The sequence below is a fragment of the Streptomyces sp. YJ-C3 genome (genome assembly GCF_053891275.1).
Window position 1 is genome coordinate 5055840 of sequence record NZ_CM132685.1, and the last position, 15889, is coordinate 5071728.

The following is a 15889-nucleotide window of genomic DNA, read 5'->3' on the forward strand; positions in this document are numbered from 1 at the left end:
CCCGCCCGGCGGCTACTGCTCCGCCGTCGCCCTGCGCTGGTGCTCCGCGGCCACGGTCTCGCTGGTCTCCAGGTGCCGTACGGCCAGTTCCTCGACGCGGGCCACGTCCCGCGCCTCGATCGCCCGGTAGAGCTCGCGGTGCTCACCGGCCACGACGGCGAAGTCGTCGTGCTGCCCGAGGAGCCAGCGCATGCGGCTGCGCAGGGTCTCGTTGAGCTCGTCGAGCAGGGCGTTGTCGGCGAGTTCGGTGACGGTCTCGTGGAAGTCGGCGGCGGCCCGGCGGGCCGCCGCGCCGTCCCCCTTGGCGGCGGCCGCCAGCTCGGCGTCGAGGTCCACGCGAAGCTTGGCGAGACCGGCACGCGTGCGGCGCTGAGCGGCGAGCCGGAACGCGAGGACCTCGAGTGCGGACCGGACCTCGCCGAGGTCCGAGATGTCGGAGGCGGTGAACTCCCGGACGACGGCCCAGGTGCGCGGACGCGGCGTCACGAGCCCTTCGTTGACCAGGTCGCGCAGGGCGTCACGGACGGGCAGCCGGCTCACGTCCAGCTCGGCGGCGATCTCGCGCTCGACCAGTTTGCTGCCGGGCGCCCTCGTCCCGTCGATGATCTGGTCACGCAGGGTGCGCATGACCCGCTCCGACTCGGGGGTGAATTCCTCAGCGCCTGTCATGCCGTCATTCTCGCATCGCAGGTCGCGAGGGCGATCCGCTCCCTGCCGAGCCGGGTACGGGCGGGGCCCGGTGACGTCGTGACCGTATGCGGAGCGTCGAGATCCGGAGGCGCTCCAGCATCTCGCTTCACGGTATACCGAATGACACAAGGAAGCCCCCTTTCTCATGCGCCAATTACCGCTTAGCCGGACATTCTTACCGACCGAAACCACACGGCGCTCCATCTTGGTATGCCAAATGTTAGGGTCGCATCGGCGCGTGGCCGACGGCCGTACCGCAGCCGATGCCGATGGCCGGGCTCCCGCCCGGCGAGCGACCGCCAGGAGGGCCTTCGTGCGTACCCGTTGGCGTGCCGCCCACGTCCTCGCCCACCAGGACGGGCACCACGTCCTGCTGCACGACGGCGAGGTGGTCTGGGAGGACGACACGCTCGTCCATGTCGGGCGCGGCTGGACCGGCCCGCTCGACGAGGACCTCGACCTCGGGGACCGCCTGGTCATGCCCGGGCTCATCGATCTCGACGCGCTGGGCGACATCGACCACCTCCTCCTCGACTCCTGGGCCTCGCCCGAGCGGGCCCCGGGACTCCAGTGGTCGCGGGAGTACGCCGCCCGCAGCCGCGACGTGTTCACGCCCGAAGAGCGCTCGGTGATCCGCTTCTACGCCCTGGTGCAACTGGCCCTGCACGGCATCACCACGTACATGCCGATCGCCTCCGAGGTGCACAGCGCATGGGCGGAGACGTTCGACGAGTTCGTCGCCATGGCCGACGCCTCCCGGCGGATCGGGCTGCGCGGCTATCTGGGACCGAGCTACCGCTCCGGAGTGCACGTGGTCCACCCCGACGGACACCGCGACGTCGTGTTCGACGAGGAGCGGGGCCGCGCCGGGCTGCGGGACGCCGAGCGCTTCCTCGACCACGTCGACGACCTCGCCGACCCGCTCGTGCGGGGCGCCCTGCTGCCGTGCCGCATCGAGACGCTCACCCCCGAACTCCTGCGCGCCACCGCCGATCTCGCGACGCGCCGGGACGTCCCGGTGCGCCTGCACTGCCTCCAGGGGACGCTGGAACGCGCGCTCGTGCGCCGCTTCCACGGCTGCACGCCGCTCGAACTCCTGGACCGCGTCGGCCTGTTGGGGACCAGGCTCCTGGTGCCGCACGGCATCGTCATCGACCGCCACCCCTCGGTGCACGGTGAGGACTTCGGCGACCTGGCCACGCTCGCCGCCGCCGGGGTCTCCGTCGTGCACTGCCCGCAGACCTCGCTGCGGTACGGCAGCGTGCTGCACTCCTTCGGCACGTACCGCCGCGCCGGGATCAACCTGTGCCTGGGCACCGACTCGTTCCCGCCGGACCTCGTCCGGGGCATGGACACCGGCGTGCACCTCGCCAAGGTGGTCGACGGACGGGCCGACGCCGCGCCCGCCGAGGCCTACGTCGACGCCGCCACGCTCGGCGGCGCGCGGGCGCTGGGCCGCGACGACCTGGGCCGCCTGGAACCCGGCGCCCGCGCCGACCTCGTCGCGTTCCGGCTCGACGACATCCGCGACGGCGTCCTCGACGATCCCGTGCGGACCCTGCTCCTGAACGGCAGTGCCCGCAGCGCCACGCACTCCGTGGTGAACGGCCGCCCCGTCCTCGTCGACGGAGCGCTGCCCGGCGTCGACACCGAGGCGCTGCGGCGCCGCGCCCAGGCACTCTTCGACACGATGCGGGCGGCCTACGGCGAGCGGGACGTGCTCGGACGCGGCGCCGACGCGCTCTTCCCGCCCACGTTCCCGGCCTTCGAGGAGCCGAGGACGGCGGTATGTCCCACGTCGACCGTGTCGCGCGGACCCTGCGTGCCGCCATCCTGGCGGGCGTCCATCCGCCCGGCGCACGGCTGCGGGAGCGCGACCTGTCCGAGGCGCTCGGGTACTCGCGCGTCCCGGTGCGCGAGGCGCTGTCCCGGCTCGCGGCCGACGGCCTCGTCGAGCTCTCCCCGCGCCGCGGCGCATCGGTGCGCCGGCTCACCCTGCGCGACGTGGACGAACTGTTCGACCTCCGGCTCAGCCTGGAGGTGCTGGCCGCCCGCAGGGCCGCGCAGGTCGCCGCCGCGGGCGGGAGCACCGTACGGCTGCGTCAGCTGATGGAGGCCGCGGAGGACGCCACCCGGCGCGCGGCGGTGCGGGAGATCCCGGCCGCCAACACCGCGCTGCACGCCGAGATCGTGGCCCTCACGGGCAACCGGATGCTGCGGACCACGCTGCAGCCCTCCCTCGGCCTGGTCCAGTGGGTGTTCACGCTCACCGGGGACCGCGACCAGCGCGTGCAGTGCTCCGAGCACCAGGACATCTGCGCGGCGATCCACTCCGGCCTGCCGGACCTCGCCGCCGCCCTCGCGTACACCCACATCGAGAGGGGGCGCGCCCCCTCCCTCGCCACGCTGGCCGACGTGCTGCCGGCCGAGTAGCCCCCCCGATCCCCCTTCCTCACCTGTACAGAACGGCAAGGAGTCACCACTCATGCTCATCAGGAACGTCCGCCCCTGGGGCGGCGACAGCTCCGACATCTACGTCCGCGAGGGCCGCATCGCGTCCGTGCTGCCGCACGACCCGGCCCGCGCGGACGACGGGGTGAGCGTCGACGGTCGTGGCCGCCTGGCCATGCCGTCCTTCTCGGACGTCCACTGCCACCTCGACTCCAACCGGATCGGGCTGCCGTTCCGCCCGCACACCGGGACGCCCGGGGTGTGGGGCCTCATGTCGAACGACCGTGAGCACTGGCGCGAGGACCCGCCGGTCGCCGAGCGGGCCACCAACCTGCTGGGCCGCATGATCGAGCGCGGCACGACGCGGGTGCGCAGCTACGCGCAGATCGACGCCGACTGCGGGCTCGAGCGGTTCGAGGGCGTGCTGGCCGCCAAGGAGGCCCACAAGGACCGGGCGGACGTCGAGATCATGGCGTTCCCGCAGGCCGGCCTGCTCCTGGAGAAGGGTGTTCCGGAGCTGATGGACCAGGCGCTGGCCTCCGGCGCCGCGGTCGTCGGCGGCATCGATCCGTGCACCCTCGACCGGGACCCGGTGCGCCACCTCGACATCGTCTTCGACCTCGCCGAGCGCCATCAGGCGCCGGTCGACATCCACCTCCACGAGCCGGGCCACCTGGGCGTGTTCAGCACCGACCTGATCCTGGAGCGCACGCGTGCGCTCGGCATGCAGGGCAAGGTGACGCTGTCGCACGCCTACGAGCTGGGCACCGTCGACGAGGCGACCCGGCGCCGCCTCATCGAGGAGTTCGCGGAGCTGGACGTGTCGATGGCGACCATCGCGCCCGCGCAGCAGTCCCACGCGCTGCCGCTGGCGGACCTCACGCGGGCCGGCGTCCGTGTGGGCCTGGGCGAGGACGGACAGCGCGACTACTGGTCGCCGTACGGCAACGGCGACATGCTCGACCGCACCTGGCAGCTGGCGTTCACCAACCGCTACCGCCCGGACGAGCTGATCGAGCACTGCTGGGCGGTCGCGAGCCGGGGCGGTGCCGCGATCCTCGACCCGTCGCTGGAGCGGCTCACCTCGACCGCGGACCGGCCGGGCGTGGCGGTCGGCGACGCCGCGGATCTCGTCCTGGTGGACGGTGACAGCGTGGCCGCGGCCGTCATGGACCGGGGCACGGACCGCACCGTGATCCACGCGGGCCGGGTCGTCGCGGACCAGCTCCAGCTGGTCGGCTGATCCCCGGGCCGACCGGCCCGACCCGACCCGTGCGAAGGGCCGGACCACCTCGACGGTGGTCCGGCCCTTCGTCTGCGCTCACCGCCTCAGACGCTTGCCGTCTCCTTGGCGTTCGGCGCCGTGCCGTCCTCCGCCACCAGGTGACAGGCCACCTCGCGCGGCGCGCCGCCCGGCTCCGCCGACGGGAGGGTGCGCAGGGCCGGCGCCTCGGTGCGGCAGCGGTCCGTGGCCAGCGGGCAGCGGGTGTGGAAGTGACAGCCCGGCGGCGGGTCCAGCGGACTGGGCAGGTCGCCGCCGAGCACGATGCGGCTGCGGCCGCGCTGCTCCGCGGGGTCCGGGACCGGCGCCGCGGACAGCAGCGCCTGGGTGTACGGATGCTTCGGGTCGGCGAACAGCTCGGCCGCGGGGGCCTGTTCGACGATCCGGCCCAGGTACATCACGGCGATCCGGTCGGCGAGGTACTCGACCGCCGCCAGGTCGTGCGTGATGAACAGGCAGCCGAAGCCCCGCTCGCGCTGGAGGTCCGACAGCAGGTTGAGGACGGAGGCCTGCACGGAGACGTCGAGGGCGGACGTCGGCTCGTCCGCGACCAGCAGGGCGGGTTCGACGGACAGGGCGCGCGCGATGGAGACCCGCTGGCGCTGGCCGCCGGAGAGCTGGTGGGGGTTGCGGTCGGCCAGCTCCGGGCGCAGTCCGACCCGGCGCAGCAGTTCGTCGACGCGCCGCGCCGCCTCCGCCTTGCTCGCCATGCCGTGCAGCCGCATGGGCTCCGCAACGATCTGACGGATCGTCATACGCGGGTTGAGGGACGACGAGGGGTCCTGGAAGACCAGATGGACCTTCTTGCGCAGCGGCCGCATCGCGCGGGGCGAGAGCGTCGTGACGTCGGTGCCGTCGAGGACTACCTCGCCGCCGGTCGGCTGGTCGAGGCGGACCACGCAGCGGCCGACGGTCGACTTGCCGCTCCCCGACTCACCGACCAGGCCGACGACCTCGCCGGGGCCGATGGTCAGCGAGACGCCGTCGACGGCGCGGACGGTGCCGGTCGCCGCCGGGAAGTGGCGCCGCAGTGCGCGGACCTCCAGCACCGGGGTGTCCGTGCCGGTCATCGGGTTGCCTCCTCGGACGTGGGCGCCGCCGGGTGGTGGCAGGCGATCTGGTGGGTGCCGGTCAGGGAGCTCAGGAGCGGGCGGCCGGCGCGGCAGTCGTCCTGGGCGAACGCGCAGCGCGGCGCGAAGGAGCAGGCGTCCGGCTGCGTCCGCAGGTCCGGGACGAGACCGGGGATCTCGTTGAGCCGGCTGCGGCCCTCGGCCGTCCGGCTGCCGGGCCGCAGCACGGCACCGAGCAGACCGCGTGCGTACGGGTGGCCGGGCGCGGCGAACAGCTCGTCCACCGAGGCCTGTTCGACGGGACGCCCCGCGTACATCACGAGAACCCGGTCGGCGGTCTCGGCGACGACACCGAGGTCGTGCGTGATGAGCACGATCGCGGTGCCGAGCCGGTCGCGCAGCGACTTCAGTACGTCGAGGATGCCCGCCTGAACGGTCACGTCGAGGGCGGTGGTGGGCTCGTCGGCGATGAGGACGGCCGGGTCGCAGGCGACCGCGATGGCGATCATCACGCGCTGGCGCATGCCGCCGGAGAGCTGGTGCGGGTACTCGTCGATCCGGCGGTCCGGGGCCGGGATGCCGACCAGGTCGAGGAGTTCGACGGCCCGCGCGCGGGCGTCCTTCTTGCTCAGCTTCTGGTGCCGGACGAGGACTTCGGTGATCTGCCGCCCGATGGTGAGCACCGGGTTCAGGGACGTCATCGGTTCCTGGAAGATCATGGAGAGGCGGCGGCCGCGGAGCGAGCGCAGGGTGCGTTCGCTCGCGCCGACGAGCTCCTCGCCGTCCAGGGTGATGGAGCCGCCGACGCGCGCGGTCGACGGGAGCAGGCCCATGACCGCCATCGACGTGACGGACTTGCCGCAGCCGGACTCGCCGACCACGGCCAGCACCTCGCCGGCCCTCAGGTCGTACGAGACGCCGTCGACGGCGTGGACCGTGGAGTCCGGCCCCTCGAAGGAGACGGTCAGATCACGGACGCTGAGCACGGGCTGCCCCTCGCCCAGGCGGGTCGGGGACGGTTCGGTGAGGGTCACCGGGAGCCTCCACGGGGGTCGAGGATGTCGCGGACGCCGTCGCCGAGCAGGTTGAACGCCAGTGTGGCGAGCACGATGACGATGCCGGGGAAGACCGCCATCCAGGGGGCGTCGGCGATGAACGGCTGGGCGCTGGAGAGCATCACGCCGAGCGACGGGGACGGCGGCTGGACGCCGAGGCCCAGGAAGCTGAGCACCGCCTCACCGATGATCGCGGACGGGACGCCGACGGTCGCCTGCACGATGAGTGCCGAGGTCGCGTTGGGCAGGATGTGGCGGAAGAGGACCGTGCCGTTGCCCGCGCCGTTGGCGACGGCCGCGTCCACGTAGTCGAGATGCTTCAGGCGCAGGGTCTCGGCGCGCGTGATGCGCACGATCGCCGGGATCTGGGAGATGCCGATGGCGATGGTGGCGTTCTTCAGCGACGGGCCGAGCACGGCGGCGAGTCCGACGGCCAGGACCAGGAACGGGAACGCGAGCATGGTGTCGGTGATCCGGGAGACCACCGTGTCGGCGAGGCGTCCGTAGTAGCCGGCGAGCAGGCCCAGCGGTACGGCGACCACGAAGGCCAGCACCACGGCGAGGACGCCGACCTGCATCGACGCGGTCACTCCGACCAGGACCCGGGAGAGCTGATCGCGCCCCAGGTCGTCGGTGCCCAGCCAGTGCGACCAGCTGGGCGCGGCCAGCACCTGGTCGAAGTCCGGCGCCGCCGGGTCGTAGGGCGTCAGCAGCGACGAGAAGACGGCGACCAGGACGAAGAGTGTCGCGAGGACGGCGCCGGTCAGGGCGAGCCGGTTGCGGCGCAGCGTGCGCCAGGCGTCGGCGGCGCGGCCGCGGGTCCGCTCGGCGGGGGCCGCGGGTGTCGCGGCGGCGGTGTCGACGGCCGTCATCGGGAGCCTCCCAGCCGGATGCGCGGGTCGACGACCGAGTAGAGGAGGTCGACCAGCAGGTTGATCAGGATGTACGCGGCCGAGGTGAACAGCACCACGCCCTGCACCATCGCGTAGTCACGGGTGAAGACCGCGTCGATGGTGAGCTTGCCGAAGCCGGGCAGGACGAAGACCTGCTCGGTGACGACGGCTCCGGAGATGAGCTGGCCGAGCTGGAGGCCGAGCACGGTGATGACGGTGACCAGCGAGTTGCGCAGCGCGTGCGAGCCGATGACGGAGCGCTGCGAGAGGCCCTTGGCGCGGGCGGTGCGCACGTAGTCGGAGCTCATCGCGTCGAGCATGGCCGCCCGGGTCTGCCGCATGACGACGGCGGCCAGGCCCGAGCCGAGCACGATCGCGGGCAGGACGAGGCGCCGCAGGTTCTCCATCGGGTCCTGGCCGAACGGCACGAATCCGGAGGCCGCGAAGACCGGTACGGCGATGGCGAGTCCGAGGACGAGGAGCATGCCCAGCCAGAACGTCGGCACGGACATGCCGAGCAGCGCGAGCGCGTTCGCGAGCCACTCCTCGGGGCGCCCGCGGCGCACGGCCGCGACGATGCCCGCGCCGATGCCGAGCACGACGGCCAGCAACAGGGCCAGCGCGGCGAGTTCGAGGGTGATGGGCAGGGCGTCGAGGATGGAGTCCAGGACGGGCAGGCCGCTGCGGGCGGAGGTGCCGAGGTCGCCGGTGACGGCGTGGCGTAGGTAGTCCCAGTACTGGACGGCGATGTTGTCGTTGAGCCCGTACTCCTCGCGGATGGCGGCCAGGACCTCCGGGGAGGTCTGCTCGCCGGCGAGCGCCTGGGCGGTGTCACCGGGCATGGCGCGCACGCCCGCGAACACCGTGATGCTGACCAGGACCATGGTGAGCAGGGCCTGTCCGACGCGGCGTCCGGGGTAGGAGGTCAGGAGTCTGCGTGCGGTCGTCATCCCTGGCCACCAGCCTTCACGTAACCGGCTTCCTTGACCCGGATGAGGCCGTCGCCGGACAGCTTGATGCCGCTGACGTCCTGGGAGGCGACGGCGTAGTTGATGTTCCGGTAGAGGTAGATCACCCCGTGCTGGCGGTTGATCGCGGCGGTGAGTTCGCGGTAGATCTCGCGGCGCTTCGCCACGTCCGCCGTGCTGCGTCCGGCCGCGATGAGCCGGTCGATGTCGGGGTCGGAGAGCTTGCCCTGGTTGTTGCTGCCGGTGGTGCCGACGAGGCTGTCGATGTTTCCGGCCGGGTCGGGCTGCCCGCCCCAGCCGCCGGTGCGGGCCTGGAAGTCGCCCGCGAGGGTGCGGGTCAGGCCGGTGGCGAACTCGGTGGGACGCAGCTTCACCGCGAAGCCCGCCTCCTTGGCCATGGACTGGACGACCTGGCCGAGCCGGTTGTCCTCCGGCGTCGTGTTGATCATCAACTCGAGCGGGACGGGCGTCTTCACCCCGGCTTCCTTCAACAGCCGCTCGGCCTTGGCGACATCGCGCTTCGGGCAGGTGACGGGGGTGCTGAGCGGGGTACCCGGCGGGACCGGCGAGCAGGCGGGCTCGTACATGTCCTGGAAGACGACCTTGTTGATCAGCTCGCGGTCCAGCGAGAGGTCGAAGGCCTCACGGACGCGCACGTCGCGGCCGAAGGGGGTGTCGACGCGGCCGGGCTTGTGGTTGATGCCGTCGCTGTTGCCGACGTTGAGGGTGATCGCCATGTAGCCGAGCGAGGGCGTGTTGAGGAGCTGGAGGTCCTTGTCGCCCATGCCGCTGCGCACCTCGACCGGGCCCATCTGGTCGCCGATCTGGACGTCGCCGGAGCGGAGGTTGGCCAGGCGGATGTTGCCGTCGGTGATGGTCTTGTAGACGACGCCGTCGAGGTGGACCTTGTCGGCGTCGTAGTAGAGCGGGTCCTTCTTCAGCTCGATCCGGTCGCCGATCACGCGCTTGTCGTACTTGAACGGTCCGACGCACGACGGGTGAGCGGCGAACTTCTTGCCGTACGTGGCGAGCGCCTTGGGCGACATGATCAGGCCGGCGGTGTTGGCGAGGCGGCCGAGCAGCGGGGTGTCCGCGTGCTTGAGCGTGAGGCGCACGGTGTAGGGGCCGACGGCGTCGACCTTCTCGACCGAGTCGATCTCCGAGGCGCGGCCTGATCCGGCGAGGTGGAGGTGGCGGTCGAGGGAGGTCTTCACCGCCTTGGCGTCGAGCCGGGCGCCGTCGCTGAAGCGGGCGTCGCGGCGCACGTCGAAGGTGAACGTCCGGCCGCCGTTGGTGATCTTCGGCAGGGACGCGGCCAGTTGCGGCACGAAGCGGTTGTGCTGGTCGACGTCGTAGAGCTGCTCGCACATGGAGGTGAAGACGGTTCGCGCGACGAGCGTGCTGGTCAGGCTGGGGTCGAGCATGTCGGGGTCGGACTTGAGCGCGATCACGGCGGTGCCGCCGTCGCGGACGGGTCGCGTGTCGGCGAGCCGGGGCGCCGCGGCGGTCTGTTCACCGGGCGGCGCGAGGGAGCCGCAGCCGGTGACGAACGTCAGCAATGCGGCCGCCGCGAGCACGGCGGGGAGATGACGCACGGGACCACACCTCCTTACACGAGCAGGGGCGCACGCCCGGTCGGGCCGCGCCATTGGGGCGACACGGTATACCGAACCACTGTTTCGCCAGTTGGACAGCGAGGAGGTTCTGTCGCCCTACGCCCCAAATATCGCTACGAAACAGGGGCATTGTCGGCACGCGCGAGGAGGGTGATCGTTACGTCTTCGAGTCTTTGGTATACCGATTGGCGGGCCGGGTCAGTCCGAGCCGAGGGAGCGGGTCCGGGTGAGGATGTCGCGCAGGTCGGCCACCGGGATCTTCGGCAGGCGGTCCGCTGTCAGCAGGCCGTTGATCTCCTGCTCCGTGTCCGTGAACTGGGTGTAGCAGAAGCCCGCGAGACCCGAGTCCACCGCGGCCCGCACCAGGGACTCCAGCCGCGCGGCGAAGTCCTCCTTCGTGGCCACGGTGTCGTAGCCGAACCACTCGGCGCCCTCGGCCGGTTCGAAGGTGGCCCCGCCGAACTCGCTGAGGACCACGGGCTGTCCCTGGTGACGCACACCGTCCAGGAGGAGCCGCTTGGCGCCCGGCCACCGCTCGACGATCTCGCCGCGCCGCCCGGGGCCGCGTGCGTAGCGCTCGCGCAGCACCTCCGCGTGCTGGGTGTAGTCGTGCACGCCCCAGATGTCGGCGGCGGAGATCTCCCAGCCGTCGTTCGAGACCGCCGGGCGCGCGGGGTCGAGGGCCTTGGTCAGGTGGTAGAGGGCGTCCATGAAGTGCCGTTGCTCGGGCACGAGCGCCGGGTTCGGGACGGACCAGGACTCGTTGACCGGCACCCAGGCCACGATCGAGGGGTGGCTCAGGTCCCGGGAGATCGCCTCGGTCCATTCGGCGACCACCCGCTCGACGGTCGTCGTGCCGAACGCGTACGCCGACGGCATCTCCTCCCACAGCATCAGCCCGAGCCGGTCGGCCCAGTAGAGGAAGCGGGGGTCCTCGATCTTCTGGTGGATGCGCAGCCCGTTGAGACCGATGTCCTTGGCCAGTTCGGCGTCGCGGCGCAGCGCGTCGGCGGAGGCCGACAGGTGCGACGCGGGCCAGTAGCCCTGCTGCAACGCGAACCGCAGGAAGTACGGCTTGTGGTTGAGCAGGAAGACGCCGTCGTCCCACCCGATGTCGCGCAGGCCGAGGTAGGAGGCGACACGGTCGACGGCCGTGTCGTCGGCGCCGTCGGCGCTCTCGCTCACGAGGACCGTCGCGTCGACGAGATGCGGATGCTCGGGGCTCCAGAGCAGGTCGTCGAGGTCCTGCCCGTGCCCCAGGGCGGGCACCGCGATGTCGAACGCGGTCTCCTGCAGGTCGGTCAGCAGCCGTTGCTCGGCGAGGACCCGGTCCCCCAGGGTGAGCCGCACCGTCAGGTGCAGCGGTCGCTTCGGCCACGCGGCGAGGCGGACGCGGCACCGGACGCGGGCGTGGGCGACGTCGGGCGTCCAGTGCAGGACGCTCACGTGCTGGTCCGGGACGTCCTCGAGCCACACCGGCTGCCAGATCCCGGAGGTGCGGTGGTACCAGATGACGTGGGGGTCGCGCCGCCAGTCCTGCTTGCCGCGGGGCTGCGCGGCGTCGAGCGGCTGGTCCTCGGTCCGGACCACGAGGACCTGTTCGCCGTCCTCGACGACGGCGTCGGTGAGGTCGCAGGTGAAGCCCGTGTGCCCGCCTGTGTGACGGCCCACCGGGTGTCCGTTCAGCCAGACCTCGGCCCGGTGGTCGACGGCTCCGAAGTGCACCAGCAGGCGTCGGCCCGCGGCCGGCCTCGGCACGGTGATCGTGCGCCGGTACCAGAGCACGGGGTGGAAGTCGGTGTCGCCCATGCCGGAGGCCTCGGACTCGGGCGGGTGGGGCACGGTGATGACGCGGGTGAAGGGTTCGGTGGTGTCCGGGTCCATCCAGCGGCCGGAGCGGCCGCGGTCCGCGTCGTCGTGGGCGAACTGCCACGGACCGCTCAGGTCACGCCAGTCGGGGTCGCGGACCAGCTGCGGCCTCGGGTGACCGGCGGCGTCCAGGTGGCTGTGGGGCATGCGTGAACTCCAGTGGTGTCGTACGTGGTCACGGCGGAAGGAGGGCGCCGTGCGGTTCAGCTCTCCGGCCGGCCCGATGTAGCGCGCAGGTCGACGACGGTGGCGGCGAACGCCAGCGGCCCGGGCAGCAGCGGGACCATCAGCGGCATCGACCAGGCAAGGAGCGCCGACAGGAGCACCGCGCCGGCCAGCATGAGGGAGCCGCGCGGATCGGCGGCCGAGCGGAGCAGTCCCTCCCGTGCGGACAGCTGGTGCGGGGCCTCCAGCACGGTCGCGCGCAGTCCCACGACCGAGACGCCGAGGGCGAGCAGGGCCAGGGCGGGTGCCATGACACCGGCTCCGGGCAGCCCGCTGCGCAGCAGTGCGGTGTCGGTCAGCAGGACCACGACGAGCAGCGGCGGGACAAGGCCGACGGCCAGGGCGCGCGCGGACAGTCGTGCGCGCAACTCGCCGACGTGGGCACTGAAACTGATCTGGACACCGGTGCCCGCGGTCCGCCGCAGGCTCGCCGACGCGGCGGCGAACGCGGCCGGCGCCGTGACGACCGGCAGGCAGGCGGCGCTGGTGAGCAGGCCGACGAGCAGCATGTCGGCGAAGAGGCTGAAGCCGGACCCGAAGACCTCGCCGGGTTCCCGGCGCCGCCCGGGCGGTACGGAGGTGGCCTGAGTCATGAGGTCAGCCCTTCAGCCCGGAGGTGGCCATGCCCTGCACCAGATAGCGCTGGAACACGAAGAAGAACAGCACGATCGGCAGGACGGAGATCACCGACATCGCGAACATGGGGCCGTACGCGGAGGTGCTGGACTGGTCGACGAAACTGCGCAGGGCCAGCGTGATGGTGAACTTGTCCGGCGCGAACAGATAGATCATCTGCGTGAAGAAGTCGTTCCACGTCCAGATGAAGGTGAAGATGGCCGTCGTGATCAGCGCGGGCCGGCTGAGCGGCAGCGTGATGGACCAGTAGGTGCGGAAGGCGCCGCAGCCGTCGATGCGGGCGGACTCCTCCAGTTCGCGCGGGAGGCCGCGCATGAACTGGACGATGAGGAAGACGAAGAACGCCTCGGTCGCGAGGAACTTGGGCAGGATCAGCGGCCAGTACGTGTCCACCATGCCGAGCTTGTTGAAGATGATGTACTGCGGGATCAGCACGACATGGTGCGGGAGCATCAGCGTCGCCACCATGAAGGCGAACATCACCTTGCTCATCCGGAAGCGCAGCCGTGCGAAGGCGTACGCGGCCAGCGAGCAGGACAGGACGTTGCCGAGGACGGCGCCGCCCGCGATCAGCAGGCTGTTGCCGAGGAGCCGGGTGACGGAGATGCCCGACACTCCGTCCAGGGCCGTCGTGTAGTTGGACCACTCCAGGTGGCTGGGCCACAGGTCGAGGCTGGTCAGTACCTCGTCGGCCGGCTTGAGGGACGTGGCGAGGAGCCAGACCAGTGGATAGAGCAGGACGAGCAGCGCGACGGCCACGACCGTGTGCGGGAGCCAGCGCTTCATGGCGATGTTCATCGGGTTACCGCCCCTCCTCGTCCGCGTAGAAGACCCAGGACCGGGACGTCCGGAAGAGGATCAGGGTGATGGCGCCGATGGCGATGAGCAGCATCCAGGCCATCGCCGCCGCATAGCCCATGTGCGAGGCGGTGAAGCCGCGTTCGTACAGGTACAGCGTGTAGAACATGGTGGAGTCGGCGGGCCCGCCCTTGCCGCCGCTGATGGCGAAGGCCGGCGTGAAGACCTGGAAGGAGTTGATGATCTCCAGCACCAGGTTGAAGAAGACGACCGGGGACAGCATCGGCACGGTGACGGAGACGAACTGCCGCCAGCGGCCGGCGCCGTCGAGCGCGGCGGCCTCGTAGAGGTCGGGCGAGATCTGCTGCAGCCCCGCCAGGAAGATCACCATCGGTGCCCCGAACTGCCACGCGGTCAGCAGTACGACCGCGTACACCGCAAGGTCGGGGTCGCCGACCCAGCCGCCGGTGTGGATGCCGACCGCGTCGAGGACGCCCGCGACCGAGCCGCCGTCGTTGAACAGGGCGCGCCAGACCAGCGCGATGGACATGCTGGCCCCGAGCAGGGAGGGGGCGTAGAACGCGGAGCGGTAGAAGGCGCGGCCCCGGCTGAGGTTCTTCAGCAGCATCGCCACGCCGAGCGCGAGACCGAGCTTCAGCGGCACGGCGACGACGACGTACAGCATCGTGGTGCCGACCGACCGCCAGTACCGGGGGTCCTCGGTGAGCATCTCGGTGTAGTTGCGCAGGCCCACCCAGCGGGGCGGGTCGAAGAGGTTGTAGTCGGTGAAGGACAGGTACAGGGACACCGCCATCGGCACCAGGGTCAGCACGACCGCGCCGATCATCCATGGTGAGAGGAACACATAGGCGGGCCACTGCCGTTCACGGGTCCGGCGGCGCCGTCCGGCCGGCTGCTGGTCCGGGGTGCGGTCGGCGCGCGCGGGCGCCCTGGTCGTCACCGTGCTCATGACCTCAGCTCCCTGTTGGCCGTGTCGATGAGTTCGCGCGCCGCCTGGCGGGGCGTGGTCAGCTCGTACATCACGCGCTCGTACGCGCGGCCGAAGGCGGTGTTGATGGCGAGGTCGGCGCGCGGCGGTGCGGTCGGCGGTGGTGCCACGCCGTACTTCTCCATGGTCTGTGCGTACTCGTAGATCTCCCGCTCGGGGCCCTTGAGGGTCTTGGAGACGCGGGTCGCGATCTTCCGGTTGGGCGGGGTGGAGCGGGAGAAGCCGAGGATGTCGCCGGCCCGGGGGTCGTTGAGGAGGAAGTCGATCAGCTGGGCGGCTTCCTCGGGGTGTGCGCTGTGCGCTCCGATGCCGATGAGCATGCTCGGCTTGAAGTAGACGCCCTGGCGGCCGCCGGTCGTGGGGACCGGGGCGTAGTGGACGTCATCGCCGAGGAGGCTCACATAGCCGGGGAACGGCGCGTCCCAGGTGAAGTCCGAGGCCGCGAGGCCACGGCCCATCGGGCTCATCTCGGTGTTGGTGGCCTGGGTGGAGTCCTTGGCCTGGGCGGTGGCGCCCTCCCTGCGGAGCTTGTCGCAGAACGTCCAGAACTCGGTGAGGTCGTTCTCGTTGAAGGCGAGTTCGGTCTGGCTCGCGTAGAGCTTTCCGCCGCGGCTGCGCAGCCAGTCCTCGAACACGTCCTCGTTGCCCCCGCCGTCGTTGGAGCCCACGACGGTGCGGCCGTCGGGTGACGTCAGCCCCAGGGCGCTGATCCTGCGGTTGCCCTCCGCCCATTCCTCCCAGGTCCAGTCGGGTTGCGGTGCGGGGATCCCCGCCTTCTTGAAGACGGCGGAGTCATAGGCGTACCCGGTGATGCCACGGCCCATCGGCAGGGCGTACTGCCCGCCCTTGTAGGTGCCGGTGCGCAGGAAGCTCTTGTCCATGTCGGACGTGCGGATCGTGCTGTCCTCGATGACGTCGTCCAGTGACATCAGGGCGTCGCCGCCCGCGTACTGGGACACCTGGCGGTAGTCGAGCTGGACCACGTCGGGGACGCCGCCGCCGGCCGCCTGTGTGGCCAGCTTCTGGAGGTAGGCGCCGAACTCCCCGTTCGACGTGCGGACGGTGACGCCGGGGTGTTCCTTCTCGAAGAGCCGGACCGCCTTCTCGGTGCGCGCGGCGCGGTCGTCGTTGCCCCACCAGGAGAACCTGAGGGTGACGCCTCCGGACGTGCCGCCGCTCGCGGTGGAACACGCGGAGAGGGTGCCGGTCAGCGCGGTACTGAGGCCGGCTGCGGCCGCCGCCAGGACGGTCCGGCGGCTCGGTGGTCGCGGCCGACCGCTTCGGAGCTCGGGCATGAGGGCCCTCCGGGGAATGGACGTGGACGTTG

At 71.5% G+C, this 15889-nt stretch carries 13 protein-coding genes and 2 pseudogenes; 4 read left to right on the top strand and 11 right to left on the bottom strand.

Features of this window, described 5'->3' with window-relative positions; genetic code table 11:
• Nucleotides 1-12: 12 nt before the first annotated feature.
• Nucleotides 13-669, bottom strand: coding sequence for a GntR family transcriptional regulator (locus ACVHNB_RS22565; protein WP_428956899.1), 657 nt, complete (start codon nt 667-669; stop codon nt 13-15).
• Between the two features lie 238 nt (nt 670-907).
• Here ACVHNB_RS22565 and ACVHNB_RS22570 point away from each other — a divergent pair.
• From ACVHNB_RS22570 to ACVHNB_RS22585, 4 genes and pseudogenes are all read left to right on the top strand, one after another.
• Nucleotides 908-2401, top strand: a pseudogene (locus ACVHNB_RS22570) (chlorohydrolase family protein); the annotation flags it as partial.
• A gap of 77 nt (nt 2402-2478) precedes the next feature.
• Nucleotides 2479-2613, top strand: a pseudogene (locus ACVHNB_RS22575) (GntR family transcriptional regulator); the annotation flags it as partial.
• Nucleotides 2614-2694: 81 nt separating this feature from the next.
• Nucleotides 2695-3123, top strand: a complete 429-nt coding sequence (locus ACVHNB_RS22580; protein ID WP_456228928.1) for an FCD domain-containing protein — start codon at nt 2695-2697, stop codon at nt 3121-3123.
• Nucleotides 3124-3175: 52 nt separating this feature from the next.
• A complete protein-coding gene (locus tag ACVHNB_RS22585) occupies nt 3176-4384 on the top strand; it encodes an amidohydrolase (RefSeq protein ID WP_428956897.1) in 1209 nt (402 codons plus the stop codon).
• Between the two features lie 86 nt (nt 4385-4470).
• Here ACVHNB_RS22585 and ACVHNB_RS22590 read toward each other — a convergent pair whose 3' ends face one another.
• The 10 genes from ACVHNB_RS22590 to ACVHNB_RS22635 all read right to left on the bottom strand — a co-directional run bounded on the left by ACVHNB_RS22590 (nt 4471) and on the right by ACVHNB_RS22635 (nt 15857).
• Nucleotides 4471-5493 (bottom strand): ABC transporter ATP-binding protein, encoded by a 1023-nt coding sequence (locus tag ACVHNB_RS22590; RefSeq protein ID WP_428956896.1) that lies wholly within the window; start codon nt 5491-5493, stop codon nt 4471-4473.
• Nucleotides 5490-6527 carry an ABC transporter ATP-binding protein gene (locus tag ACVHNB_RS22595; RefSeq protein WP_456225713.1) on the bottom strand — a complete coding sequence of 346 codons (1038 nt, stop codon included), beginning with the start codon at nt 6525-6527 and terminating at the stop codon, nt 5490-5492. The genes ACVHNB_RS22590 and ACVHNB_RS22595 overlap by 4 nt, the downstream gene beginning before the upstream one ends.
• Complete coding sequence (locus tag ACVHNB_RS22600; RefSeq protein WP_456225714.1) at nt 6524-7420, bottom strand: ABC transporter permease; 897 nt, start codon at nt 7418-7420, stop codon at nt 6524-6526. The genes ACVHNB_RS22595 and ACVHNB_RS22600 overlap by 4 nt, the downstream gene beginning before the upstream one ends.
• Nucleotides 7417-8391: an ABC transporter permease gene (locus ACVHNB_RS22605; protein WP_428956893.1), complete on the bottom strand. Its 975-nt coding sequence runs from the start codon at nt 8389-8391 to the stop codon at nt 7417-7419. Before ACVHNB_RS22605 ends, ACVHNB_RS22600 begins: the two co-directional genes overlap by 4 nt.
• Nucleotides 8388-10004, bottom strand: coding sequence for an ABC transporter substrate-binding protein (locus ACVHNB_RS22610; RefSeq protein WP_456225715.1), 1617 nt, complete (start codon nt 10002-10004; stop codon nt 8388-8390). Before ACVHNB_RS22610 ends, ACVHNB_RS22605 begins: the two co-directional genes overlap by 4 nt.
• A 219-nt stretch (nt 10005-10223) precedes the next feature.
• Nucleotides 10224-12041 carry a glycoside hydrolase family 2 protein gene (locus tag ACVHNB_RS22615; RefSeq protein ID WP_456225716.1) on the bottom strand — a complete coding sequence of 606 codons (1818 nt, stop codon included), beginning with the start codon at nt 12039-12041 and terminating at the stop codon, nt 10224-10226.
• Nucleotides 12042-12097: 56 nt separating this feature from the next.
• On the bottom strand, nt 12098-12712 hold the full coding sequence (locus ACVHNB_RS22620) for a hypothetical protein (RefSeq protein ID WP_428956890.1): 615 nt from the start codon (nt 12710-12712) through the stop codon (nt 12098-12100).
• A gap of 4 nt (nt 12713-12716) precedes the next feature.
• Nucleotides 12717-13553: a carbohydrate ABC transporter permease gene (locus ACVHNB_RS22625; RefSeq protein WP_428956889.1), complete on the bottom strand. Its 837-nt coding sequence runs from the start codon at nt 13551-13553 to the stop codon at nt 12717-12719.
• A gap of 4 nt (nt 13554-13557) precedes the next feature.
• A complete protein-coding gene (locus ACVHNB_RS22630) occupies nt 13558-14523 on the bottom strand; it encodes a carbohydrate ABC transporter permease (protein WP_428956888.1) in 966 nt (321 codons plus the stop codon).
• Nucleotides 14520-15857: an ABC transporter substrate-binding protein gene (locus tag ACVHNB_RS22635; RefSeq protein WP_456225717.1), complete on the bottom strand. Its 1338-nt coding sequence runs from the start codon at nt 15855-15857 to the stop codon at nt 14520-14522. Before ACVHNB_RS22635 ends, ACVHNB_RS22630 begins: the two co-directional genes overlap by 4 nt.
• Nucleotides 15858-15889: the final 32 nt, after the last annotated feature.

Coding starts and splice junctions, on each gene's coding strand:
- ACVHNB_RS22590 (WP_428956896.1), bottom strand. CDS start 5,493: ATGACCGGCACGGACACCCCGGTGCTGGAGGTCCGCGCACTGCGGCGC.
- ACVHNB_RS22615 (WP_456225716.1), bottom strand. CDS start 12,041: ATGCCCCACAGCCACCTGGACGCCGCCGGTCACCCGAGGCCGCAGCTG.
- ACVHNB_RS22565 (WP_428956899.1), bottom strand. CDS start 669: ATGACAGGCGCTGAGGAATTCACCCCCGAGTCGGAGCGGGTCATGCGC.
- ACVHNB_RS22630 (WP_428956888.1), bottom strand. CDS start 14,523: ATGAGCACGGTGACGACCAGGGCGCCCGCGCGCGCCGACCGCACCCCG.
- ACVHNB_RS22605 (WP_428956893.1), bottom strand. CDS start 8,391: ATGACGACCGCACGCAGACTCCTGACCTCCTACCCCGGACGCCGCGTC.
- ACVHNB_RS22585 (WP_428956897.1), top strand. CDS start 3,176: ATGCTCATCAGGAACGTCCGCCCCTGGGGCGGCGACAGCTCCGACATC.
- ACVHNB_RS22635 (WP_456225717.1), bottom strand. CDS start 15,857: ATGCCCGAGCTCCGAAGCGGTCGGCCGCGACCACCGAGCCGCCGGACC.
- ACVHNB_RS22600 (WP_456225714.1), bottom strand. CDS start 7,420: ATGACGGCCGTCGACACCGCCGCCGCGACACCCGCGGCCCCCGCCGAG.
- ACVHNB_RS22625 (WP_428956889.1), bottom strand. CDS start 13,553: ATGAACATCGCCATGAAGCGCTGGCTCCCGCACACGGTCGTGGCCGTC.
- ACVHNB_RS22620 (WP_428956890.1), bottom strand. CDS start 12,712: ATGACTCAGGCCACCTCCGTACCGCCCGGGCGGCGCCGGGAACCCGGC.